Source organism: Clostridium sp. UBA2485 (assembly GCF_002341865.1).
GTDB lineage: Bacteria > Bacillota > Clostridia > Clostridiales > Clostridiaceae > Clostridium_J.
This window is the reverse complement of the sequence record NZ_DDOV01000081.1, coordinates 1-20,637: the sequence shown is the minus strand read 5'-3', so window position 1 is coordinate 20,637 and position 20,637 is coordinate 1. Positions and strand designations below refer to the sequence as shown.

General features: G+C 27.9%; 52 protein-coding genes and 1 pseudogene. All 53 read left to right on the top strand.

Features of this window, described 5'->3' with window-relative positions; translation table 11 throughout:
- Positions 1-178: 178 nt before the first annotated feature.
- A pseudogene (locus B3603_RS16220) lies at positions 179-541 on the top strand (type II toxin-antitoxin system PemK/MazF family toxin); the annotation flags it as partial.
- 267 nt (positions 542-808) lie between these two features.
- Positions 809-1,417 (top strand): hypothetical protein, encoded by a 609-nt coding sequence (locus tag B3603_RS16215; RefSeq protein ID WP_291566821.1) that lies wholly within the window; start codon positions 809-811, stop codon positions 1,415-1,417.
- Between the two features lie 53 nt (positions 1,418-1,470).
- Positions 1,471-1,632 carry a hypothetical protein gene (locus B3603_RS16210; RefSeq protein WP_291566819.1) on the top strand — a complete coding sequence of 54 codons (162 nt, stop codon included), beginning with the start codon at positions 1,471-1,473 and terminating at the stop codon, positions 1,630-1,632.
- Between the two features lie 295 nt (positions 1,633-1,927).
- Positions 1,928-2,161 carry a hypothetical protein gene (locus tag B3603_RS16205; RefSeq protein ID WP_291566817.1) on the top strand — a complete coding sequence of 78 codons (234 nt, stop codon included), beginning with the start codon at positions 1,928-1,930 and terminating at the stop codon, positions 2,159-2,161.
- Between the two features lie 8 nt (positions 2,162-2,169).
- Complete coding sequence (locus tag B3603_RS16200; RefSeq protein ID WP_291566815.1) at positions 2,170-2,571, top strand: hypothetical protein; 402 nt, start codon at positions 2,170-2,172, stop codon at positions 2,569-2,571.
- 2 nt (positions 2,572-2,573) lie between these two features.
- On the top strand, positions 2,574-2,795 hold the full coding sequence (locus B3603_RS16195) for a hypothetical protein (RefSeq protein ID WP_291566813.1): 222 nt from the start codon (positions 2,574-2,576) through the stop codon (positions 2,793-2,795).
- Positions 2,776-3,195, top strand: a complete 420-nt coding sequence (locus B3603_RS16190) for a hypothetical protein (RefSeq protein WP_291566811.1) — start codon at positions 2,776-2,778, stop codon at positions 3,193-3,195. The genes B3603_RS16195 and B3603_RS16190 overlap by 20 nt, the downstream gene beginning before the upstream one ends.
- 41 nt (positions 3,196-3,236) lie before the next feature.
- Positions 3,237-3,446, top strand: a complete 210-nt coding sequence (locus B3603_RS16185) for a hypothetical protein (RefSeq protein WP_291566809.1) — start codon at positions 3,237-3,239, stop codon at positions 3,444-3,446.
- A 12-nt stretch (positions 3,447-3,458) separates the two neighbouring features.
- Entirely contained in the window at positions 3,459-3,722 is a 264-nt protein-coding gene (locus tag B3603_RS16180; protein WP_291566807.1) for a hypothetical protein, read from the top strand.
- Positions 3,723-3,756: 34 nt separating this feature from the next.
- On the top strand, positions 3,757-4,236 hold the full coding sequence (locus B3603_RS16175; protein ID WP_291566805.1) for a hypothetical protein: 480 nt from the start codon (positions 3,757-3,759) through the stop codon (positions 4,234-4,236).
- Positions 4,237-4,322: 86 nt separating this feature from the next.
- The gene (locus B3603_RS16170) at positions 4,323-5,153 is read left to right on the top strand and encodes a hypothetical protein (protein ID WP_291566803.1); all 831 of its coding nucleotides are present in this window, start codon (positions 4,323-4,325) and stop codon (positions 5,151-5,153) included.
- Between the two features lie 51 nt (positions 5,154-5,204).
- A complete protein-coding gene (locus B3603_RS16165; protein WP_291566801.1) occupies positions 5,205-5,450 on the top strand; it encodes a hypothetical protein in 246 nt (81 codons plus the stop codon).
- An 83-nt stretch (positions 5,451-5,533) separates the two neighbouring features.
- On the top strand, positions 5,534-6,253 hold the full coding sequence (locus tag B3603_RS16160) for a hypothetical protein (protein WP_291566798.1): 720 nt from the start codon (positions 5,534-5,536) through the stop codon (positions 6,251-6,253).
- A 134-nt stretch (positions 6,254-6,387) separates the two neighbouring features.
- Positions 6,388-6,591: a hypothetical protein gene (locus B3603_RS16155; RefSeq protein ID WP_291566796.1), complete on the top strand. Its 204-nt coding sequence runs from the start codon at positions 6,388-6,390 to the stop codon at positions 6,589-6,591.
- A 53-nt stretch (positions 6,592-6,644) separates the two neighbouring features.
- Positions 6,645-7,073: a hypothetical protein gene (locus B3603_RS16150; protein WP_291566794.1), complete on the top strand. Its 429-nt coding sequence runs from the start codon at positions 6,645-6,647 to the stop codon at positions 7,071-7,073.
- 11 nt (positions 7,074-7,084) lie between these two features.
- Positions 7,085-7,267, top strand: a complete 183-nt coding sequence (locus B3603_RS16145) for a hypothetical protein (RefSeq protein ID WP_291566792.1) — start codon at positions 7,085-7,087, stop codon at positions 7,265-7,267.
- A gap of 13 nt (positions 7,268-7,280) precedes the next feature.
- On the top strand, positions 7,281-7,403 hold the full coding sequence (locus tag B3603_RS16140; protein WP_291566790.1) for a hypothetical protein: 123 nt from the start codon (positions 7,281-7,283) through the stop codon (positions 7,401-7,403).
- A gap of 2 nt (positions 7,404-7,405) precedes the next feature.
- The gene (locus B3603_RS16135; protein WP_291566788.1) at positions 7,406-7,654 is read left to right on the top strand and encodes a hypothetical protein; all 249 of its coding nucleotides are present in this window, start codon (positions 7,406-7,408) and stop codon (positions 7,652-7,654) included.
- 58 nt (positions 7,655-7,712) lie between these two features.
- Positions 7,713-7,868, top strand: coding sequence for a hypothetical protein (locus B3603_RS16130; protein WP_291566785.1), 156 nt, complete (start codon positions 7,713-7,715; stop codon positions 7,866-7,868).
- A gap of 49 nt (positions 7,869-7,917) precedes the next feature.
- A complete protein-coding gene (locus tag B3603_RS16125) occupies positions 7,918-8,205 on the top strand; it encodes a hypothetical protein (protein WP_291566782.1) in 288 nt (95 codons plus the stop codon).
- A 24-nt stretch (positions 8,206-8,229) separates the two neighbouring features.
- Positions 8,230-8,376 (top strand): hypothetical protein, encoded by a 147-nt coding sequence (locus tag B3603_RS16120; protein WP_291566781.1) that lies wholly within the window; start codon positions 8,230-8,232, stop codon positions 8,374-8,376.
- A 32-nt stretch (positions 8,377-8,408) separates the two neighbouring features.
- Positions 8,409-8,582, top strand: a complete 174-nt coding sequence (locus B3603_RS16115) for a hypothetical protein (RefSeq protein ID WP_291566779.1) — start codon at positions 8,409-8,411, stop codon at positions 8,580-8,582.
- A 105-nt stretch (positions 8,583-8,687) separates the two neighbouring features.
- Entirely contained in the window at positions 8,688-8,858 is a 171-nt protein-coding gene (locus tag B3603_RS16110; RefSeq protein WP_291566777.1) for a hypothetical protein, read from the top strand.
- A 43-nt stretch (positions 8,859-8,901) separates the two neighbouring features.
- Positions 8,902-9,114, top strand: coding sequence for a hypothetical protein (locus B3603_RS16105; RefSeq protein WP_291566775.1), 213 nt, complete (start codon positions 8,902-8,904; stop codon positions 9,112-9,114).
- A gap of 60 nt (positions 9,115-9,174) precedes the next feature.
- On the top strand, positions 9,175-9,306 hold the full coding sequence (locus B3603_RS16100) for a hypothetical protein (RefSeq protein ID WP_291566773.1): 132 nt from the start codon (positions 9,175-9,177) through the stop codon (positions 9,304-9,306).
- Between the two features lie 44 nt (positions 9,307-9,350).
- Positions 9,351-9,542, top strand: a complete 192-nt coding sequence (locus tag B3603_RS16095; protein ID WP_291566772.1) for a hypothetical protein — start codon at positions 9,351-9,353, stop codon at positions 9,540-9,542.
- Between the two features lie 47 nt (positions 9,543-9,589).
- Positions 9,590-9,751: a hypothetical protein gene (locus tag B3603_RS16090; RefSeq protein WP_291566770.1), complete on the top strand. Its 162-nt coding sequence runs from the start codon at positions 9,590-9,592 to the stop codon at positions 9,749-9,751.
- Positions 9,752-9,794: 43 nt separating this feature from the next.
- Positions 9,795-10,118: a hypothetical protein gene (locus B3603_RS16085; protein WP_291566768.1), complete on the top strand. Its 324-nt coding sequence runs from the start codon at positions 9,795-9,797 to the stop codon at positions 10,116-10,118.
- Between the two features lie 37 nt (positions 10,119-10,155).
- Entirely contained in the window at positions 10,156-10,449 is a 294-nt protein-coding gene (locus B3603_RS16080; protein ID WP_291566766.1) for a hypothetical protein, read from the top strand.
- Positions 10,450-10,469: 20 nt separating this feature from the next.
- Positions 10,470-10,637 (top strand): hypothetical protein, encoded by a 168-nt coding sequence (locus tag B3603_RS16075; RefSeq protein ID WP_291566765.1) that lies wholly within the window; start codon positions 10,470-10,472, stop codon positions 10,635-10,637.
- Positions 10,638-10,654: 17 nt separating this feature from the next.
- A complete protein-coding gene (locus B3603_RS16070) occupies positions 10,655-10,921 on the top strand; it encodes a hypothetical protein (RefSeq protein WP_291566763.1) in 267 nt (88 codons plus the stop codon).
- Between the two features lie 46 nt (positions 10,922-10,967).
- Positions 10,968-11,513: a LemA family protein gene (locus B3603_RS16065; RefSeq protein ID WP_291566761.1), complete on the top strand. Its 546-nt coding sequence runs from the start codon at positions 10,968-10,970 to the stop codon at positions 11,511-11,513.
- A 3-nt stretch (positions 11,514-11,516) separates the two neighbouring features.
- Positions 11,517-12,245, top strand: a complete 729-nt coding sequence (locus B3603_RS16060; RefSeq protein ID WP_291566759.1) for a hypothetical protein — start codon at positions 11,517-11,519, stop codon at positions 12,243-12,245.
- Positions 12,246-12,288: 43 nt separating this feature from the next.
- Positions 12,289-12,468 carry a hypothetical protein gene (locus B3603_RS16055; RefSeq protein ID WP_291566758.1) on the top strand — a complete coding sequence of 60 codons (180 nt, stop codon included), beginning with the start codon at positions 12,289-12,291 and terminating at the stop codon, positions 12,466-12,468.
- Between the two features lie 51 nt (positions 12,469-12,519).
- Entirely contained in the window at positions 12,520-12,783 is a 264-nt protein-coding gene (locus B3603_RS16050) for a hypothetical protein (RefSeq protein WP_291566757.1), read from the top strand.
- Positions 12,784-12,801: 18 nt separating this feature from the next.
- Positions 12,802-12,966, top strand: coding sequence for a hypothetical protein (locus B3603_RS16045; protein WP_291566752.1), 165 nt, complete (start codon positions 12,802-12,804; stop codon positions 12,964-12,966).
- Between the two features lie 23 nt (positions 12,967-12,989).
- The gene (locus B3603_RS16040; protein ID WP_291566750.1) at positions 12,990-13,124 is read left to right on the top strand and encodes a hypothetical protein; all 135 of its coding nucleotides are present in this window, start codon (positions 12,990-12,992) and stop codon (positions 13,122-13,124) included.
- 222 nt (positions 13,125-13,346) lie between these two features.
- Positions 13,347-13,568: a hypothetical protein gene (locus tag B3603_RS16035; RefSeq protein WP_291566747.1), complete on the top strand. Its 222-nt coding sequence runs from the start codon at positions 13,347-13,349 to the stop codon at positions 13,566-13,568.
- 35 nt (positions 13,569-13,603) lie between these two features.
- Entirely contained in the window at positions 13,604-13,858 is a 255-nt protein-coding gene (locus B3603_RS16030) for a hypothetical protein (protein WP_291566746.1), read from the top strand.
- Positions 13,859-13,991: 133 nt separating this feature from the next.
- Positions 13,992-14,120: a hypothetical protein gene (locus B3603_RS16025; protein ID WP_291566744.1), complete on the top strand. Its 129-nt coding sequence runs from the start codon at positions 13,992-13,994 to the stop codon at positions 14,118-14,120.
- A complete protein-coding gene (gene ligA, locus B3603_RS16020; protein WP_291566743.1) occupies positions 14,107-16,089 on the top strand; it encodes an NAD-dependent DNA ligase LigA in 1,983 nt (660 codons plus the stop codon). Before B3603_RS16025 ends, ligA begins: the two co-directional genes overlap by 14 nt.
- Positions 16,090-16,158: 69 nt before the next feature.
- Positions 16,159-16,338 carry a hypothetical protein gene (locus B3603_RS16015; protein WP_291566741.1) on the top strand — a complete coding sequence of 60 codons (180 nt, stop codon included), beginning with the start codon at positions 16,159-16,161 and terminating at the stop codon, positions 16,336-16,338.
- 47 nt (positions 16,339-16,385) lie between these two features.
- Positions 16,386-17,162: a hypothetical protein gene (locus tag B3603_RS16010; RefSeq protein WP_291566739.1), complete on the top strand. Its 777-nt coding sequence runs from the start codon at positions 16,386-16,388 to the stop codon at positions 17,160-17,162.
- Positions 17,159-17,458 carry a hypothetical protein gene (locus B3603_RS16005; protein WP_291566737.1) on the top strand — a complete coding sequence of 100 codons (300 nt, stop codon included), beginning with the start codon at positions 17,159-17,161 and terminating at the stop codon, positions 17,456-17,458. The genes B3603_RS16010 and B3603_RS16005 overlap by 4 nt, the downstream gene beginning before the upstream one ends.
- Entirely contained in the window at positions 17,451-17,675 is a 225-nt protein-coding gene (locus B3603_RS16000; RefSeq protein ID WP_291566735.1) for a hypothetical protein, read from the top strand. Before B3603_RS16005 ends, B3603_RS16000 begins: the two co-directional genes overlap by 8 nt.
- Positions 17,676-17,902: 227 nt before the next feature.
- A complete protein-coding gene (locus B3603_RS15995) occupies positions 17,903-18,178 on the top strand; it encodes a hypothetical protein (protein WP_291566734.1) in 276 nt (91 codons plus the stop codon).
- 51 nt (positions 18,179-18,229) lie between these two features.
- Positions 18,230-18,601: a hypothetical protein gene (locus B3603_RS15990; RefSeq protein WP_291566732.1), complete on the top strand. Its 372-nt coding sequence runs from the start codon at positions 18,230-18,232 to the stop codon at positions 18,599-18,601.
- A complete protein-coding gene (locus B3603_RS15985) occupies positions 18,579-18,977 on the top strand; it encodes a hypothetical protein (protein WP_291566730.1) in 399 nt (132 codons plus the stop codon). The genes B3603_RS15990 and B3603_RS15985 overlap by 23 nt, the downstream gene beginning before the upstream one ends.
- Positions 18,978-19,022: 45 nt before the next feature.
- Positions 19,023-19,196, top strand: a complete 174-nt coding sequence (locus B3603_RS15980; protein ID WP_291566728.1) for a hypothetical protein — start codon at positions 19,023-19,025, stop codon at positions 19,194-19,196.
- Between the two features lie 41 nt (positions 19,197-19,237).
- Positions 19,238-19,654, top strand: coding sequence for a hypothetical protein (locus B3603_RS15975; protein WP_291566726.1), 417 nt, complete (start codon positions 19,238-19,240; stop codon positions 19,652-19,654).
- Positions 19,655-19,706: 52 nt separating this feature from the next.
- Positions 19,707-20,003 carry a hypothetical protein gene (locus B3603_RS15970; protein ID WP_291566724.1) on the top strand — a complete coding sequence of 99 codons (297 nt, stop codon included), beginning with the start codon at positions 19,707-19,709 and terminating at the stop codon, positions 20,001-20,003.
- Between the two features lie 47 nt (positions 20,004-20,050).
- On the top strand, positions 20,051-20,293 hold the full coding sequence (locus tag B3603_RS15965; RefSeq protein WP_291566723.1) for a hypothetical protein: 243 nt from the start codon (positions 20,051-20,053) through the stop codon (positions 20,291-20,293).
- Positions 20,294-20,324: 31 nt separating this feature from the next.
- Complete coding sequence (locus tag B3603_RS15960) at positions 20,325-20,534, top strand: hypothetical protein (RefSeq protein WP_291566721.1); 210 nt, start codon at positions 20,325-20,327, stop codon at positions 20,532-20,534.
- The last annotated feature ends 103 nt before the right edge of the window (positions 20,535-20,637 follow it).

The window sequence follows — 20,637 nt, the reverse complement described above, 5'->3', positions numbered from 1 at the left end:
ATAAAATTATTAAATTAATTGTTGACAAAGGGTATTGTAGATGTTAATATATAGATGTGAGGTAAATAACTATAATAAATAAAAAATTAAATTAATTATTGACAAGCGAAAAGCAAAATGGTAGAATTTAGTTAAGGGTTAAAAAAGAGTAATAGTATGTGAAGGGGAGTATATAAGAATGAAAGAACTATATGCAGTACAAGTTAAAAGAGGAGACATATTTTGGGCTGACCTAGGAAACAGTGGAGGAGGCTGTGAACAAGGTGGAGTAAGACCTGTTGTAATACTTCAAAACAATATTGGAAATAGATATAGTCCTACAGTTATTGTGGCAGCCATTACTTCTCAGTCAAATAAAGCAAAGCTTCCAACGCATGTAGAAATTTCTTCTCAGGAGTATGGATTAAATAAAGACTCATTAATTTTGTTAGAACAAATAAGAACATTAGATAAAAGAAGACTTAAAGGTTATGTTTCTACATTATCTACAACAGATATGGAGAATGTAGATAGAGCATTGGGAGTTAGTATAGAAATCAATACTAAAGATCCAATTGCTTTAGAAAAAGTATATGAGATAAAAGGGATTAAAAAATTTATACAAATATGGTTAGAAAAATCAAGCGACTTAAAGGCAATAGAAGAGGATTTATTAAATTTAAAATTATTAACTAAAGAGTTAAAGGATTATTGCCTTATGAAAAAAATAAATATTGAGTATTATATAGACCTTGAAGAAATATATGGAAGTGGTTATAATTGTCATAGGGTACGGGCTGTTTAATTTTAAGTAATTGGGGGAAATTGAATGGAGTTAAGCAATGAAGAAAAAAATAATATACGTTTCTTAATAAGAAGTGGTACGTCAGATGGCATAGATAATATGTATAAGGAACTATTTTTAAATAATGCATACAAAGAATTATTTTTCTTATATAATAAAAGTTTAACAAATACAATAGATAAACATTTTGTAATATATAATATGGCTTGGGTATGTAAAAATCTAAGCAGGAATGAACTAGCTAAAAGATATCTAAATGAGATAAAGGAAATATTAGAACCACAAAAATCAAACTATAAAACACAAATGACAATGGTTTTATGGTTATATATAGAATTAAATCGAAGTGAACTAACAAAAGAGGAATTGTTGAAAATTTACAAAGAACTATATAAAGAAACAAAATGCTTAGGAGAAACAAATGATAAAGTTTTAGGTATAAAAGCGAATATAAGTTTATTAGAAGGAGACTATGAAGAGGTGATAAATATCTTTAAGATTTGCCTCGAAAATGAATACATAGATATGGCTTCTAATTTTACAAAAGACATAAAAAAGGAAGACAAAAATTTATATAATAAAATAAATAAAATATATAAACAATTTAACGTAGTTAACAACACCTTATCATAAGGTTTTGTTATAGATAAAATTAAAAATATTAAATACATAAGGAGGAGTTTTTAATGAAAAACAAAAAAATTGCAAAGGTTATGGTTGTAGCTTTAGTATTATTAGGAGGAATTGGTGGTTTTGCTAAATTTAAAATAGATCCACCAATAGCGTCAACAAAGACAATACATCCACAAATAATGCCACTAAGGGACATAGATCCACCAATAGCGTAGGCTACAAAGTAACAGCATGTAGGACAGAAAATATATTTCTGTCCTATCCCTTTTTAAGTAAAATTAATTATGAAAAATATTAAATTAATTATTGACAATGGTTAATTTAACTGGTAATATATAGATAATACATAAAGGAAGTGATGCAAAAATAATATAAAAGAGTATTAAAGAAAAGGATGATATACAGATGAGAAGAAACTATAGAGAAAATAACTTTATAACACTGTTAATAAAAGTAATAGGAGTAATCATATTTATAGTAGTAGTAACAATTTAACAGGAGTTGTAGGGGTTGTTAAAAGATAAAGATATAGTTATAGCTCAAGGAGTTGTAACCAAAATTTTCCCTAATGATATATATGAGGTGCAGTTAGAGAGTAATAGAACAGTTAAAGCAATGCAGAGCAAAGAGTTAAAGAATAGTTTAACTAAGCTAAGAGTGAGCGATAAAGTCTTAATTAAATTCTGTAAGTGCAGTGTAGCACCAAAGGCGAAGATTGCTAAGATTTTTAAGATAAAGAAATAGTTATAGAAATGGGTGAGAAAGTGGATAACTCAATGAAATCTTATTTTGATAAGGTTGAAAGTGCCTTAGATTCCATGGGCGATGAAGAGTTTGAAAAGTTGCTTATAAAATCAGGCATAAATGAATATGAAGCTAATGAATATAAAATGATACGTAGAAGAATAAAAGATATGGTAGATTTTGAAAATGAATTACTTGAATTAAGAATGTTAACAAATCGTACTCGTGAAGATGCTAAAGAGATTATAACAGAAATTGGCGAGGATAACATGGGATATCTTAATTCTTTAATAAAACAAGGATATAGCACTGAGTATGCTATTACTGTTATAAAAGAGTGTGAAAAAAATGAAATACCATTTGAGGTGCTTGAAGTAGTTTTAAGAAATTTTAAGAAGCAAGAGGAATAGATATGAAAGATAAAGCAAGTTTTCATAATAATACTGTAATTTTAAAAAGCAGAGTTGAGGAATTAAACCAAATGGTTAAGTGCTTAGACATGAATGAAGATGAATCATATAATGAATATGTTCTTATAGCTATAAATCAACTGACTAGAATGGTTAAGGCTCAAAGCGATAGAATGATAAGGAAATGTAAAGGGAGCGTTGAGAATGGTGAATTATATAAGTAAAGAAATGTTTCTTGAACAATCTGAGAAGGTGCAGGACGAGTTATTAAACTGGTGGAAACCTACAATTGGTGATTTATATTGTTGTACAAATAACGGAGTTTTGAAAGTTATTGATTGTGATACGTTCTCAGAATATGAAATACAAGGTAGTTTGAAGGAGACGATACATTGCTACAACTCTATATATGATAGAATTATACCTTTGTGCCAAATGCACCAGTTAGTTTATTTCATTGAAAATAAAACAACTTGTAGAGTAGATATGACTTATTATGATGAAATTGGATATGACATATTTTTATTGAAACATGGCGAAATTGCTTATCATTATGAAGATTTAGGGCAAGATATGTTAATGGCTTTATGGCAAGTAGCTTGTAAAGTAGCAGAGGTATTATAAGAATTAAGTAACAAATTTTAAATATGAAAGGTGGAATTTAAATGAATATAATAGAACAAATAAGATTAATGGAGAAATTAAGCCCACCAGCAGATGAAATTATAATTGCTTATAACGAAGGAAAAGAAAGCTTTGAACCAGCTAATAAAAATATGTTTGAACAATATTCTGATACTATCTTAGAAATAGTTGGTGGAGCAGGTATCAAAGCAAAATATGAAAACGGTAAAGTATTTGTTGAATTTAACTAGAGAGGAATTATTATGTGGGAAAGAATAGAAGAAACAGTTGATAGAGCTATTAGTGGAATGGTTTATGCTAGGTTTGGGGCAGTAGGATTTGAAACAAGTTATGACATTAATACTAAAGAAATACATTTAATAGTATATGATAAATCTTATAAATGTCCAAATAAAAATATAGTAATAGATAAGAAATTTAAGTATAACCTAGAGAACACTTATGAATTTAAGGCAAAACATGATGTAATAGGAATGATTGAGAAATACTTTATTGAAAATTATTAACATATAAAACAATTATATAAAGGATGGAATAGATATGAATTTAAAATTAAACGATGTTTTCGATTTTAGGTATAATGAGAAGTGGTTAGATAAGACATTTGAACCTTACCATTGTTTTGACGGACAATTGATTGTTAAGCAGAATAGGAATGGAGAATTATATCTAGAAGATACATATTGGACTAGTGATAATAAGACTTTTACTCTTGAACAAGCATTAGAGCGTGGATACTTAAAACTTAAATGTAACTTAAATGATGTTGAAGAATGTAGTAAATGTGATTTAAATTATTATGCAGATGAGGATTTATTTGATCTATCTTGTCAACATGGGTGCTATAAATCATTTTATAAAAAGAAAGATGCTAAGAGATCTAAAGAGAAGATGGAACGAGTTCTAAATGAAAAAATCTGTTCTATTGAAAGTAATATCAAATGGGAAAATAGCGAGCTTAGAAGAACAAAAGAAAAATTAGAGAAATTAAAGAATGGTGATATGAATATTTATATATAAAGAAAGTTGCATAAGTAGGCAATTAAAAACAATTATATAAAATTAACCTTTTAATCAAAAATATTAAATATATGAGGAGAGCTATTATGAACTTTATAGTATTGTGTAATGTTCCGCATGATGGTTGGGAAGTGCTTTTAGTTACAGACTCTATTGAAAAGGCAATTGATAAAATTAAATACACTCATGCCAATTGCATTGAAATATGGGAGGATGGTGAGCGTATAGATGACTATTCATTTTCTCAAAGATATGATTGGGATTCGGAAGAGCAATATAAACATGAACTAGCTAATGATATACATAGGTTTATGGAACTGATGAATAAAATCAACATAAGGAAGCTATCTGATATCGAACTAAAATATGGTAGAGAAGAACTAAATGAAAGCGGTAGAAAACTTAAAATAGGAATTGCTTTGAGGGATAGTGATGAGATAATTGAAAGATTTAATAATACAGTTTACAGTATCGTAAATGATATTAAAAAAATGCCCAGCAAAGAGGTACTAACGAAATATGGATATATAGAGACAGAAAATACAATATATGAATTAATAAAGGTTGATGAATATATACCTAGAGGTAAGAAATTTCATAAGATATATTTTGATAATTGTGATACTAAATTTGTAAATGAGGTTTTAAAGCCTATGACTACTGGAGGTTATATAGGTATATACACGACTACTGAAAATTTAGATGTTAAACGAGGAGCAGAAGAAAAAATACTTAATAGAATTGAAGCAGATGAAGCTCTTAAATCTGTGATTGAAAAGTTTAAAATTAGTATAGCTGAAATAGAAGATATGTTAGCAGCATTAAATGTACAAATTAAAGACAAGACTGGAAGATCGAGAAAGATGAATGATGTTTTAGATGAATTGTCAAATAAATATAAAAAATTGGATCAATGAGCATATAGAATAATTAATTATAAAATAAAGAAGTTGAAAAGAGATGATGTTATGGCAAAAATATTAATTTTAGAAACATGTTTTCATTGCAGATATTTTGAAGAAAATATGTATCATGGTTCATGTTGTTGGCATTCAAAAGTTGCTAAACCTCACCCAGAAGGAAAAATACCTAGAAAGATTAAAACAGATAAATTTAATGAGGAAATTGATATACCAAAATGGTGTCCATTATACGAATGGAATCCATTGGATGAGTTGTTAAAAGGTCTAAAAAGTTTAGAGGTAAACAATTAATTAAATTATAAAATAATTAATTAAAAGAAGGAATTTAATTAAAAATATTAAATAAATATTTGAAAGTGAGAGGGAGATAAAACATGAATAATTTGGAGAGTAACATAAAAGATTGCATATCAAAAGAATTAGAAAAAGGAATAATAGAAAAGGTAATTTCGGAGAAATTAGAAGAGTGTATAACTTCTGCACTAAAAGATATGTTTGGTTGGAGTGGTGAAATTAAAAAGGTAATAGAAGAAAAGATTAAGTCTGTTATGATTCCTTATTTGGAGGAGTATGATTATTCTAATTACATAACTAAACTTGATTCAGTGCTGGTCAATGTATTAAAGGATTCAGCTTTAGAAAATAAAAAACTTGTAGAGAATTTTAGTGTATTGTTAACTAGTGACAATGTACCAAAAAAAATTAATATAAGTGAAATTTATAAAAAGTGGTGCGATTACTGTAAAGATAAAATAGATAGAGATGAAATCGAAGGGTTCGACTATGAAGGTGGATATATAAATACTACACTATCAGTAGAAGAAGCTAGTAGCGACTGGAGCGATTTTGAAAAATACATAGTCAAATTTGAATGTGAGGAAGATGAAGATCTCAATATAGAATTTATGGTTAGTAGATGGAAGAAATACAATGATACTTACAGACTAGACTGGGAAAAGAAGAGTGATCTAAGGTCGTTAAGATGTTTAAATGAATTTGATATGTTTATGATGAAATTAGACCAAGCCTATTCAAAAATTATACTTGACACAGAATATGAAAGTGATGAAATATTTATTGAGTATGAAGAGTAGATAGGAGGGGGGGAGTGAAATAGACAATAAAAAAAGTAATAAAGAATTTTACAAGCTATATATGTGATTGGGTGGAAAATGAATATAAAAATAAAGGTAATACAAGTTTCATCTGTACTTTGCATAATGAAAAAATGTCTTACTTGATAGCAGACAAGGGAATAGAGAGAAGAATAGAGAAGCACCTATTCAAAAGATTAGGTCTAAAATCAAAAGTTGAATATACATTGAGTTCATCAATACATAGATTTTTAGATAGAGAATTAAGAATAAAATTATACGAATATACGATGTTACCTAAATTGAATTGGACTTTTAATGTTGATAATTTAGATTAATATATAATTTTAAGAATATTAAAATATAAAAATGATTAAGGAGGAATTATAAGTTGGATAAATCAAGATGTTTTGTAATTGTAAATAAGGAGACAGATGAAAAATACTTACTCAGCTTTAATGATTGGATAAGTCATGGTATTCCAAAAGGCTATGTAAGAACAACTAAATGTATACCATTATCAGAAGAATTTAGAGATTTACCAATATATGAATTCTATATGTATTATGAATTTACAACTAAGAATGGATTTGATTATTACGCTTTAATAAAAGCTAATCACAGAAATCAAGCACTAAAAGAGTATGAAGAACAGATAACAGAAATCTGCATAGATAAGGTTTATGGAATAAATGAATTAACGGAAGATGAAGTAATGAAAATTTACACAGAAAATGTAGAAGATGAAATTTATACAATAGAACAATTAAGAAATGAACCGATACCATCATTAATATTGATAGATGGAGCATTGTTATAGGAGGTTTTAAAATGAAGATAAGCGATCTAATTATAGAGCTACAGACAACAATGAGTGATTATGGTGATGTAGATGTTGTTCTAAACTGCGAATGTGAAATAGATGAAAGGATTGTAGCAAAGGCACAAGGTACAAATATAGAGTGGTTTGAAACATGGGGGAATAAAGAAGTGGTTGTTGAAATACATGATTAAAGAGGTGTGAGAAATGACGAAGAGTGAGAGAATAAAACTTTTAGGAAATATGATATTTGCACTGGAAGAGGAAAAGCAAGAAATAGAAAGTAGAATAGAAGCGTTACAAACAGAATTAGACGAGTTGGAGGGTTAAAAATGAGTGGTGTAATAGATATACTTGAAAAGGTTAGATTGCTAGAGGAGAAGGCAGAAAAAGTGTATAATCTACTTCAAGCTAGTCAACAATTTAACGCAGCTTTAGAAAATGAAAATGAGGAACTTAGAAATAAAGTGATACAGTTAGAAGGGGACATAGACGACTTAGGAAATGAAAATAGCATTTTAGAAGCTGAAATTGATTGTTTAAAAGAAACAATAGATGCTTATGAGTATGAGGGAGAATAGATAAATGGTGATTAATTCACACTTTGATTAAACTATGTGTCAATAAGGAGGAGTTTAAATGCTAGAAGAATATGAAATAAAAGCCGTAATAAGTTTATTAATTAAAAAGAATATTTTAACTGAGGATGAAATAAAACAGGAGCATGACAGACTCTTACGTGAGAAACGGAAAGCTGATGAAGAGGACAGAATGGAACGTCATTTATATAGATAAAATTTATGCTTAGTTCTTAATATAAAAATAAGGTGAAGGGAGCAGTCTTATGAAAGAAATAATGAAGGTTAATTTAGAAGTAAAGTTATTTAAATATTCTTCTGAAAAAGAAATGGAAATACATATAGGAACAATGATACAGAATGGCTGGAATTGTAAACGAAAAGGCAAATATATGTTTATTCCATCAAGTCTTATTAGCGATTATTGTAATGAAGATAATTGGGAATGGTCAGCAGAATTCAGTAGAGAAAATAAAGAGATTGCGACAGATAAGTCTATTTCTTATGATTCTGAAATTTATTATTTTATGATTTATGAATCAGAGGAAGAATAATTAGTAAAAGCGAGGAAAGAAGCAATGAATGATTTTTGTATTGAAAAACTGCTCTATAATTTTGAAATAGAATTAATTAAAAAGATGTGTGTTGCTTGTTTGCAAAGTGACAAATTCACTGATAAAGAAAAAGAAGATATAGAAAGCCTATTAGATAATACTTTTGTATAGTTTATAGTTTAAGAAAGAGAGAGTGGAAGTCAATGAGCTGGAGAGATGTGTTTGATGCCTTAAAATTAAAATTTAGAACTTATGATGAATGCAGAGAAGCTGTCAAAAAAGTTGGATATAATTATCTAGCTTTCAATGGATATGTATTTTCTGTTTATGATGTAGATATGGAACACCCTATATGTGCTGTAGAAGGTCTAAAATAAATATTGTTGGAAAGCATATAAAAAAATTAAATGAAATTAAATTTTTATGGAAATATCTTAAAAAGAGAATCAGAATTTGATTATTATGAGAAAGGGGGTTACTGAATGGGAAATTGGGGAATTGCAGAAACAGCAACACCAAAAGAAAAGATTAAGGCTGAAATGAATACATTTTTATGTGGGCTTAATTCGAATGGTGAAATAAATTATAAAGCATATTGCTTGATATATGATTTTTCAATGAATTTGCTTGATAAAATGTATGACTTAGAATAAATGAAATTAATTACAAAATGAAAATAATTGAAAGGATGCATATATGAAAAAGTTAATATGTTTATTGAAACATAATAAGCGATTAATGAAAATAAATGAATGCGAAAAAGAACAATTTGAAAATGATGATAGGGCAATAACTGTATATAAGTGCAAATATTGTGGAACAGATTTTTTTGTAAGAACAAGGTATTTAAAGGCACATTTCAAAAATCCCGAAGATATAGAATTTGATAAAGTAGAAGATTGTTTTTAGGTCATGAAGTAAATATAGGTCAGATATTAATTATAATACAAAGGACAGGGAGGAGAAGAATTGGATAAGTGGAAAATTGTAAAGTCAATAGAAGACTTATTGGATAGAGCGGTTAGTGATTTAAGCAGTAATGATGCTGATTGGGTTTTAATAAGGATAAAAGATACTATAGAAGAATTGTTAGAAGAATAATTCTCAATCTGATTATGTTATGAATCATAAGGAGGAATAAAGTTATGTTGAGTGGGCAAAAGAATACTACAATTTTAAAGGTGAATAATGGTGTTGTTAGGTTATGTAATGACACTGTAACAAAAAGTTACAGTATGGGGCTAAGAACAGACAAAGACATGGAGTTTAATTTCATAAGCAAAGAATTATACGATTTATTGATTAAAGAGCTTGTAGACCAAGTGGGTCAAAAATAGGTTAGCAAAACAAATAAATAGTGAATTTAAATCTAGGAGGAATCAATATGAAAAGGAATAGATTTGATTTATGTTTAGGTAATAACTGTACTGAATGTATTGGTATAGACATAAAGAGAATAGATAAAAACAGGTATTTATGCAAGCACACAGGATACACGTTAGTTTATTCCAGGAAGAGGGAAGCCTTAATTTATTGTGAAAAATAATTAGCAATACAAATATAGGTGAAGTTAGAAGGTGAAAATATAATTGGATAAAAGAAAAGAAAAAATAGCAAAGAAAATTATTAAATTCAAACATAATAATTCAATTTTTTATAAGTTTGATAAATATTTAAAACTTACAAAAGTAAAAGTAAATAAATTAGAATTAATTAAGGCTATAGAAGGTGGCAACCTTTATAGAGTGCATTATAAATATGGACTTAATAAATGGAATCCCTTTACATGGATAATATTTATAATCCCAACATTTTTAAGATACATGTATGAATCTATAAAAGAATTTTCAGAGGATTTTCAATCACTAAAGACAGATGAATATTCGGAAACAATTAAGATCAAAGATTATTAACAATTCAATATATTATGAATGGAGGAGAAAAGAAGAGATGAAAAATGCTTTAGAACTTAATATAGGTGGGATTAAGTGTGACAATCCAAATTGTGATTATAACAGCATGGATGTCAAAGTCGCTGAATATGATAAGTGGCTAAATAAACCATGCCCTAAATGTGGAGAAAGTTTACTTACAGAAGAAGATTATAAGAATGTTCAGTTCTTAATGAAGTTTGTAGATATGACTAATAAGATATTCCCTGAAATAGAAGATGATTCTGAAACTGTAGCTGCAAATATTAAAATGAATGGTACTGGAGAAGTTAATTTTAATATAAAAAAATAAATTGCTAAGGAGGCATAAAGATGCCTAGAGAAGATCACTTACTTGAAATATTCAAGAGAGAAAAAGAATATCAGCTTAAGAAATATCTTAATACAACAAACGAAAAAGAAAGAGAAAGCATAAAAAAGAAAATAAACTTTGTAGAGAATGAATTATATGGGCTGTGGTATAAATACGATATAAAATAAGGGAGGTGAAAGAATATATGTATATTTATGAAAGTTGTATGGGGGATTTGTTTTGGGAATTAGAACCTCTAACTTTGGAAGATAGGTATTGCGAAACCTGTGGGGGTTATGATAATTATATAGCTCGTGCTGATACCAAAGAGGAGGTGTGGAATCTTCTACAGGATAAAATTGACCGAGAATTAACGCCAGACGAAGAAGGTTATGGAGAGATTATAAATACTGGTGGTTATGATAAAGAATATGTAAAAGAGTTTATAGATTCTTTACCACCAAAAGCATAATAGGATAATTTTAGACTAATTATTTTTAAATATGGAGGAAATGGATATGAAAAATATAAAAACAACAGTAATTATTTTGGTTGGAGTCGTTTTGATAGGGATATTATCTGTATTTGTTGTTAATGGTGTTCAAAATAAGGCTATTGGGCTAGAGGAACAGATTAAAACAGCGGATTCAGATATAAAAGTACAAGAAAAAAGAAGAGTAGATTTAGTTTATAATCTAGTAGATACAGTAAAACAATATGATAAACATGAATATAACACGCTAAAAGATATAGTTGATGCTAGGAGTTCAGACAAAAAAGATATCAATAATATTATTACCATGCTTAATGCAACAGCAGAAGCTTATCCAGAATTAAAATCTAATACAAATTATAAACAATTAATGAATGAGTTAAGTATTACTGAAAATATGATTGCTGAGTATAGAAGCAATTACAATAAACAAATTAAAGAATACAATAGATATATTAAAAAATTTCCTAATAAGCAATTTCTTAATATTTTAGGTTATGAAGTTGTAAAATTTAATTATTTAGATTACAACGCACCAGTAGACGCTCCTCAAAACTTATTTGGAGAATAAGGCATGGAAATTACCAAGAGAGAAATTTTAGCGAGTATATCAATAATAGCTATTTTATTAATAATTGGTGTGCTTATATCTGAGAAAATTTCAGAGATACAAATGGATAAAAATGAAAAGTATAATAAAGCACTCAAAATTACAGATGTTGAACTCTTTAGATACGGCATGAATACTAACGTAGGAAATGCTTTTATATATGGAGAATTGGAAGCTGTTGATTCAGTAAGTTACCCAGAAATAGAAGAAAAATATTTACATATAGAAAAAGTAAAAGAAGAATATACACAACACACACGAGTAGTAACTTATACAGACTCTAATGGAAAAACTAGTACAACAACAGAAACTTATTGGACATGGGATAAGGTAGGTAGTGAAGAGCTAAAGTCTAAGGAAGTTACTTTTTTAGGTATCAAATTTAATACATCACAATTTGATATTCCTAATAGTGAATATATAAAAACCATTAAAGAATCATCAGAAATTAGGTATAAGTATTATGGATATCCTAGTAAAACAACAGTTACAATATTTACTTATTTAGCTAATGGAAATATAGAAAAAGAACGTATTCCTGTATATAAGAATAAAACAATAGAAGAAACTATCAATATCTTAGAATCTAATGTTGGATTGATAGTATTTTGGGTAGTGTGGATTCTATTTTCTGGCGGCATTGTATATGGTTTTTATTATTTAGATAATAAATGGCTGAATATTGATAAATAACAAAAAAAGGATATATAACAATAAAGAGAGGGATGAATATACGTTGTTAAGACAAGATGACCCTGTTTATTACAAAGTGAAATTACAAGAATTATTTAATCAAGCTCAAAGAAATGGACTTGAAATAGAATTAGGTATGAAGGAAGTTTCTTTTATTAATAATACTTCCAGTCAGGATAATAGTAGAGGAATATATTGCGACTGTGGCAATTTTATTGAATAAAATCTAAGGTAAAATATTAAATAATTAATTAAATATATGGAGGTAATATTTATGAGCAAATATTTATACGTAAAGGGTGAGGATTTTTCAGCGATGACCTTTGAAGAAAATTTTAATCCTCAAAAAGTATATGAAGAAATGATAGAGAAGGGAATAGATAGTGACTCATTTGAGTTTGACGGTACTTGGATAGAAGTGAAAATTAAAACTTTCAATGAAGTAAATCCAGAATTTGAATACTTTGTGAAGTCAGAATTATGCGACTATGATATGCTAAAGGATGTTAATTTATTTAGAGTGGATGAAGAAGAGTAATAAGAGGGGAGAATGAATATGAAAATGAATGCAAAACACTTTAGAAATGAACTCAAAGAATTACTGCTAAATGCTGACAAAAATGAAATTCACATTAAAATAGAAACATTTGATAATGGAGTTGTAAAAATCATATTTGAGGACGAAAACGAATTTTGCGGGTTAGAGCTAGTCAATAAGTAATGAAATAAACGGAGGGTGTAAATATGTTACAAGTATTAGAATTTATATTTAAAGATTTTTGGCATTTCATAGGTACTGTAATTCTTTTAGAAACAATATTTGGAGGGTTAACCAGCATGTTTTCAGTAAGAAGCGTGATGTCAAAATTTAAAAGATAAGGAAGTGATACGGAATGACCTTATGCAAGATATGTGTAGAGGAAAATTCAGAGTGCAAAAGATGTTGCAAACACTGTAAAAATGAATGTAATAAAAGATGTGTGTTTTTAAAAACGAGTTTAGATTGTGGGAACAAAATCAAAGGGGATTTACGCTGATGAATTTAAAGAAGATTAATACACATTTTGATTAAATTATGAATTAAATTCAAGGAGTGTAGAAATGAATAATTATTATATATTGTTGAAAGTAGACGAAGAAAAATATTTAACACATTATAATGAGTTCGGAAATGATATTCCTTCTTATTCAGTTCATGCTTATAAGGCAATAAAATTTATACACAAAAGTGATGTATTAAGAAGAAAGAAAGAGTTTGAACAAAAATATAATTGTCCGTTTAAAATTTGTGAAGTAATTTTAAACATTAAAATTTTAGAATAAGCTGTAATTTGATTATAAGGTGAAGGAGTGATTTAGTGAAAAGCACGTTAAAAGAATTGATTAATAAAATCGAAAACACAAGAGATTCTGAAATCCATTCTGAAATACATTCCATAAAAGAAAAGTATCAAAAACAGATTAATGAGTTAATAGGAAAGTGTAATCACACTGATGACAATGGAGTTAGTACACTTTCGGTAGCTGGACATCCATTTCATCCAGGATGGGATGTTTGTGGAATTTGTGGTAAGTATATTGAAACTAATAAATATGGTCGTGCTGAACGGTGATTCACAATTCAAATAAAATACGAATTTTAATACATATATTTTAAAATATTAAATCAATTATTGACATATTTTAATTTAGGCTGTAAGATTAAGGTATGTCAATAATATACAAATTGATGGAGGGGGGATAATAATGCATAAACTGTTAGAAATGAATGAAGAAGAGCGTAAAGCATACATAAGGAACAAAGCTACTAATAATGTACGGAAAAAGTTAAGAAAACAATTCAGTGAGAGGATGGATTTAGATGGAGCAATGTAATGCAGATAAAATTAAACAACTTGTAGAGAAGCTTAATAGATATGCGTTTGAATATTACACTTTAGATAATCCCAGTATATCAGACAAACAATATGACGAATTATATGATGAATTGGTTGATTTAGAGCAAGAAACAGGAATAATATTGAGCAATTCACCAACACAAAGGGTAGGAGATAGAATCCTTAATGGTTTTGAAAAGGTAAAACATAAAAACAAATTATGGTCTTTAGATAAATCTCATAGTTATGATGAGTTAAAGAAGTTCTACAATGATGTAGTTATATTTTGTAGCAAGAATAATTTACCTAACCCTGAGTTTGTAGTTATGCAAAAGTTTGATGGGCTTACTTTAAAATGTGAATACGATCAACAATTAATAAGAACATCAAGTAGAGGAACTGGTGAAATAGGGGAAGACTTAACAGAACAAAGCAAGACTATAGTTAACTTACCTTTGGAATTACCTTATTCAAATACAATACATGTACATGGAGAAGCTTTAATGACGAAACGTGCTTTTGAAGATTATAATAAAAAGGTGGAAATACCACTTAAAAATTTGAGAAATGGTGCTGCAGGAGCTTTAAGAAATCTAAATGTAAGTGAAACTGCAAAGCGAAAATTATCAATATTTTTTTATGGAATTAATTATATAGAAAATATGGAATTTGACACATACATAGAGCAATTAGAATTTATAAAGAAACTAGGACTTCCTATTGATGGATATAAACTATGTAAAAAATTCGGAGATATAGTACAGCAGATAGAAAATATAGAAAGCATAAGGAATGATCTACAATATGATATAGATGGAGTAGTAATTTCAGTTAATGACATAAAAACAAGAGAAATGATGGGATATACAATAAAATTTCCTAGATTCTCAAATGCATACAAGTTTAAAGCAAATGAAGATACAACAACTGTATTAGATGTTGAATTCAATACTGGACGTACTGGTAAAATCACTCCTAGAGCAATAGTAGAACCTATAGAATTGGGAGGGGTTACTGTTAGTTATGCAACGCTCAATAATATGGATGACATTAATAGAAAAGGTGTAAAAATAGGTAGCCAAGTGTTAATTCGTAGAAGTGGTGATGTAATTCCTGAAATATTAGAAGCAGTGGATGATGAAGGAGTAGAAATAGAAATGCCTAGTTACTGTAATGTATGTGGCGGTAAAATAATTAAAAATGGTGTTCATTATTTTTGTTCAAATACACTAGGATGTAAAGCACAAATGGTTAAAAGTATAGTCCATTATTGTCAACGTGAAGCTATGAATGTAGAAGGCTTCTCTGATAAGAGTGCGGAATCTTTTTTCGAAAATAACATAGTAACCTCTATTATTGATTTATATTTATTGGAAACGAAAAAAGAGCAAATTATTGACTTACCGAAATACGGATTGAAAAAATATAATAATCTTATTAGTAGCATAGACAAATCTAAAAAGTGTAAGTTATCATCATTCATATTTGGATTAGGAATAGAAGGTGTGGGCAGAAAAACTTCTAAAGATTTGGGAGAACGTTTTAAAACTATAGATAATCTTAAAAATGCAAGTATATTGGAGTTATTGGATGTTGAAGATGTAGGAGAAATTACTTCAAATTCAATATATCAATGGTTCAATAATGAAAAGAATATTAAATTATTAAATGAATTATTAAACCATATAACATTTATAGAGGATGAAGTAACGGAAGAAGCGTCAAAGGATACAAATAACCCACTATATAATGCTAAAGTTTATCCTACAGGTAAATTCGTAATGAAAAAAGAGGATTTAAAAAAGAAATTAGAGGATGTAGGAGCTATAGTTGAATCAGGCTATAAAAAAAGCTTAAACTACTTATTGTGCGGTGGCGACACCAGCAAGAGCGGAAAAGTGGATAAGGCTATAAATGACGGAGTTAAATTGATGTCAGAAGATGAAGTTATGAAGTATTTAAAATAGTATATAAATTAAAATATTAAATAAAATGTTAGTTCTAATACAAAATAAATTATATAAGGAGAATTATAAATGATATTAAGAATAAAGGATGTAGAAAGGTTGTTAGCTGTAGAAAAGCAAATCATAGAATTATTAGAAAAACGAATCCTAGAATTATCGCCAAAACAGTCTTATGAATTTAAGTGGGAGATGAATGCATCTAAGAAAGAAGTGTCTAAAATGTTGAAAAAGTTAGAGGAAAAGAAATAATAAATAACTATAACACATATTAGATTTATATGAAGAGGTGATACATATTGGAAAAGATAATATTGATATCAGGGAAAGCAAGACATGGCAAAGACCAGACTGCAATTATGCTAAAGGAACAATTGGAGCTAGAAGGTAAAAAGGTTCTTACTGTGGCATATGGAGATTATCTAAAGTATATATGTATAAAATATTTTGGATGGAATGGTCAAAAGGATGAAGAAGGGAGAGAATTACTACAATATGTTGGAACTGATTTAGTAAGGATTAAATTAAATAAACCTAATTTTTGGGTAAATCAAGTAAAAGACTTAATAAATGCAATAGGTGAATTATTTGATTATATATTAATAACTGATTGTAGATTCAAAAATGAAGTAGAAGTAATTAAAAGAGCTTTTAGACCAAAAGCAGTGTCATTAAGAGTCAATAGACCAAATTTTATTAGTAAGCTAACAAAAGAACAGAAACAACACGCTTCTGAGACTGAATTAGATAACTACAATTTTGATTATTATATAGAGAACAATGGGACTTTGGGAGATTTGAAGTGCAAAGCTATTGAAACTCTTAATGAAATTAAAGTAAATGATATTAGGAATATAGAAGATATCATACCAGTACCATCTAAAGTAAAAATATTAAAGATAAATAATCTTAACAAAGCAAAACATTTAGAAAAATATATTGAAAAGGAAGGATATGTTTTAACTAACCATCTTATTAAAAATGGAATGAGAAGATATAAAGTAATATTTAATTTTGGTGAAGATGATGCTGAAACAGCATACTTTAGATACGAAGAATTGGAGGTAGTTCAATGATATTTAAAATTTATTTAATAATGTGTATCTTAATATACATATTACATCTTGGCGTAATACAAAAGTTTAGAACGAATAAAGAATACATAGCTGAACATTTAAATATAGATATCGGAAGCAAAATAAATAAAAGAAGTGACAGATTGAGGTGGTCTATTAAGTTGACAATACTACTGATAGCTCCAGTAATACATATTTTCGTAATGATATTTATGATATATTTACTCTTTGTAGATATTGAGGCATTGGTAAACTTATTAAATAATAGATATTCAGAAGGTGATAGCAATGAGTAAGATTTTAAAAGATATATTAACTAACACTGTGTCTACATTATTAGTTATGGTAATTGTATTAATATTTAGCTTTATATTTCAAATTATAGCTGCACCTATAATATTGTGTATAGGTTATTTTATGGGATATACCCTTAAAGCAGGATCAGTACCAATATCTATAGCAGTATTTACCGCAGTATGGATATGGAACTGGAAAAAGCTTAAAACAGAATAAATACGTATATAAAATGACTAGAGTTAGCTTATTAATTTCTAGTCATTTTATATTTAAAATATTAAATTAATTATTGACAATAATATAGTAGAATGGTAGAATTAAATTATAGCAGGAAATGATTGTAAATACAGGGAGTTTAGGTGATAAAGAGAATTAAACTTATGATATAATATTGTAAGATATTATAAGCCACCTAATATTGAATAATAAAGGGGGAAATGTAAATGAGCATTCGATATTCAAGCTATACTAAACGCTTTATGGATTTGTCTAATTTTTATATTAAAGATGGAGAATTATTAAAAAATAGAGGAAATAAATTTACAAGTACAGAGAAAGAAGTAACTAATTATAACAATATAGTAATTGAACAAAATGGAGTTGTAAATATATATTGTAAAAGTGATAAAGTATCTTTTTACAAAGACGTAGTTAATTTTCTGGAAAAACATTATAGTGGGGTACAAGATAAGATAATAATTAATTGTAAAGATTGTTAGAATATCTGTTTTATTCAAAGTTGTGGATTGAATTTGAGGTGAGGTGGTTAGTTGAAAAAGCCGAAAAACAGGAAAGAAAGAATAGATTTTATAATTGCTAAACTAGGTAATGATATGGGTTTATTATTTCTGTCTTTAACAGATAGAGAAGTTAAAAAATTTATAGATGAAAATTATAATTGGCTAAAAGAAAAAGAAGATTATCAACAACCTATAAGTAGATGTATAAGGTGTAATGAAGAAGTAATACATCATACTGAATGTGGATGTGGATATGACAGAGCTATATTTAGTGAAGAAGATTGGAAAGATGATATAGAATCATTTGACGAAGCTTATAGATTTTCAAAAGATAAAGAATTTATTAGAAATGGATATAAGATGTTGGAGGATATAGAAAATGAAAATAGAAATGGAAGTTAAAAAAATAAATACAGAGTATACATGGAAAGAAACTTATAATATAGAAAGTGATATTGATCCTAAGTTATATGCAGAACAGTTAGTAGCTAATTTTAATGCCACATTAAGACCAAATGAAAGCCCTAGGGAATTAGTTCATGTTAAAATTATAGAACAGGATAGCGAAGTTATGCACCAGCATACTTGGGAGAAACAAAACCTTTTTACTTTAAAAAATATAAATGGTTACTATGATGTTATGAAGTGTTCCAGGTGTGAGGTTACTGGTAAAAGATATGGATTGAATGAATATGTAAAAAGAGATTCCAAATATAAAGCTAAATGTTATGAAACTTGTGAAGGGAGTATAAAACAATTAGCAAAGTTAAGGAAATAATGCATAACTTGATTATATTACGCAAAGAGGAAGGAGTAGTTATTAATGGAGGATAGAAAAATTACATTATTGAGAGCTTGTAGAGATTTATTGAAAAAGCAGGAAAATTCAAGTTATGTGCTTAATTTATTAGAAGAAACAGTATTTTATGATGCTGCTGATTGTGATGGTTATTGCTTACTTGATGATATTGAAACTGAATTAAAATATGAGGATTGAGTCGTGCTTTGATTATAATACGTCATAAGGTGGGTGAAATTATGAAGGTTTCAATATGGATTATAAATTTAGAAAATAAACCTTTTGAAGTTTCTAATACTGCTCAATCAGTAATTGATATTGGCAATAGTGTAACAAGTGAAAATTATGGTTTCCTTCAATTTGGCTATTGTAAAGAACACGACTTAATCCAATATGATGTTACACAAAAGGCATTTAACGAAACAACTCTCAAGGTGATTCATAGAGGAAATAGTGAGGATGAAATAAAGTTTGTTTTGGATTTTATTAAAAATAAGGTTCATGAAAAATCTGATTTAATGCATGAAATACAAGTGTTAAAGAAAATTAAATTTAAAGAAATTCAGCCATTAATTGATGAAATAAAAGCAAATGTTCATAAAAACTATTTTCAATTCAAAATCGCTGATATATTAAAGGAATACAAAGTTAGTTAAGCCACAATACAAATATATTATGAGTAAAAATCAAAAAGGAGTTTGAAAAAATATGAATATATATGAAAAGTATGAAGAATTGGGACTAACAGACTACAAACTAAGAACAGTAGAACAGGTGAAAAAACTTCATGGTACAGATATTGTTAAAATGGAAGGATTAAATTCTTTATCTAAAGAGGACAGAGAATTAGTTGTTAAGTTGTTTATTAACTACCTTAATGGTTGTGGTTGTGGTAATAGACAAGATATACCTATAAAGGTTCAAAAAATCAGCAATGACAAATTTAAAGTATGTTTTAATGATGGAGAATTTAGTTATTTTTATGCAGATGGAACAGTAGGCTAAAGTTAGTTATTCACATTACAAAGAAAGTAAACTTGGAGGATTGTAGAATGGATTATATTCAGAAAGTAGAAACAGAATATTTAAAGTTATCGGATAATCAGTATTCTGTACCAATCCCATTAGGTGACTTTAAATTTAATAAGTGGGAAGAATTCATTAACTGTGATATTAGGTTCAAAGTTGAATTTTTAACATTGCCTTCATGGAGCGGTAATTTTAAATATTTAAAACTTAATGAGGAGTTTTATAGTCATATAAAAATAAAATCTAAATTAGATATAGAAAAATAAGCAATTAAGTTATCAATAAGGAGGAATTTACATGAAAAAATACGGAGTTTATGTACCAGTGGCAGGATATATTTATAAAGAGGTTGAAGCAGAAAGCAAAGAAGAAGCTTTAGATAAGGTATTTGATGAGGGGTATGAGGATGACGATATTCAAGAAATGGATATGTATGATATAGTTGTTGAAGGCAACGTATGTCATTTAAACACATCACGTGCTTATGCCGAAGAAATAGAAGATTAGTGTTATAAAATCAGATAACAATATCAATAAAAAGTTACTTTTATAAAGATTTTAAATTATCATAGAATTAGGAGTGAGGATAATGAATTGTAAAGATTGTATT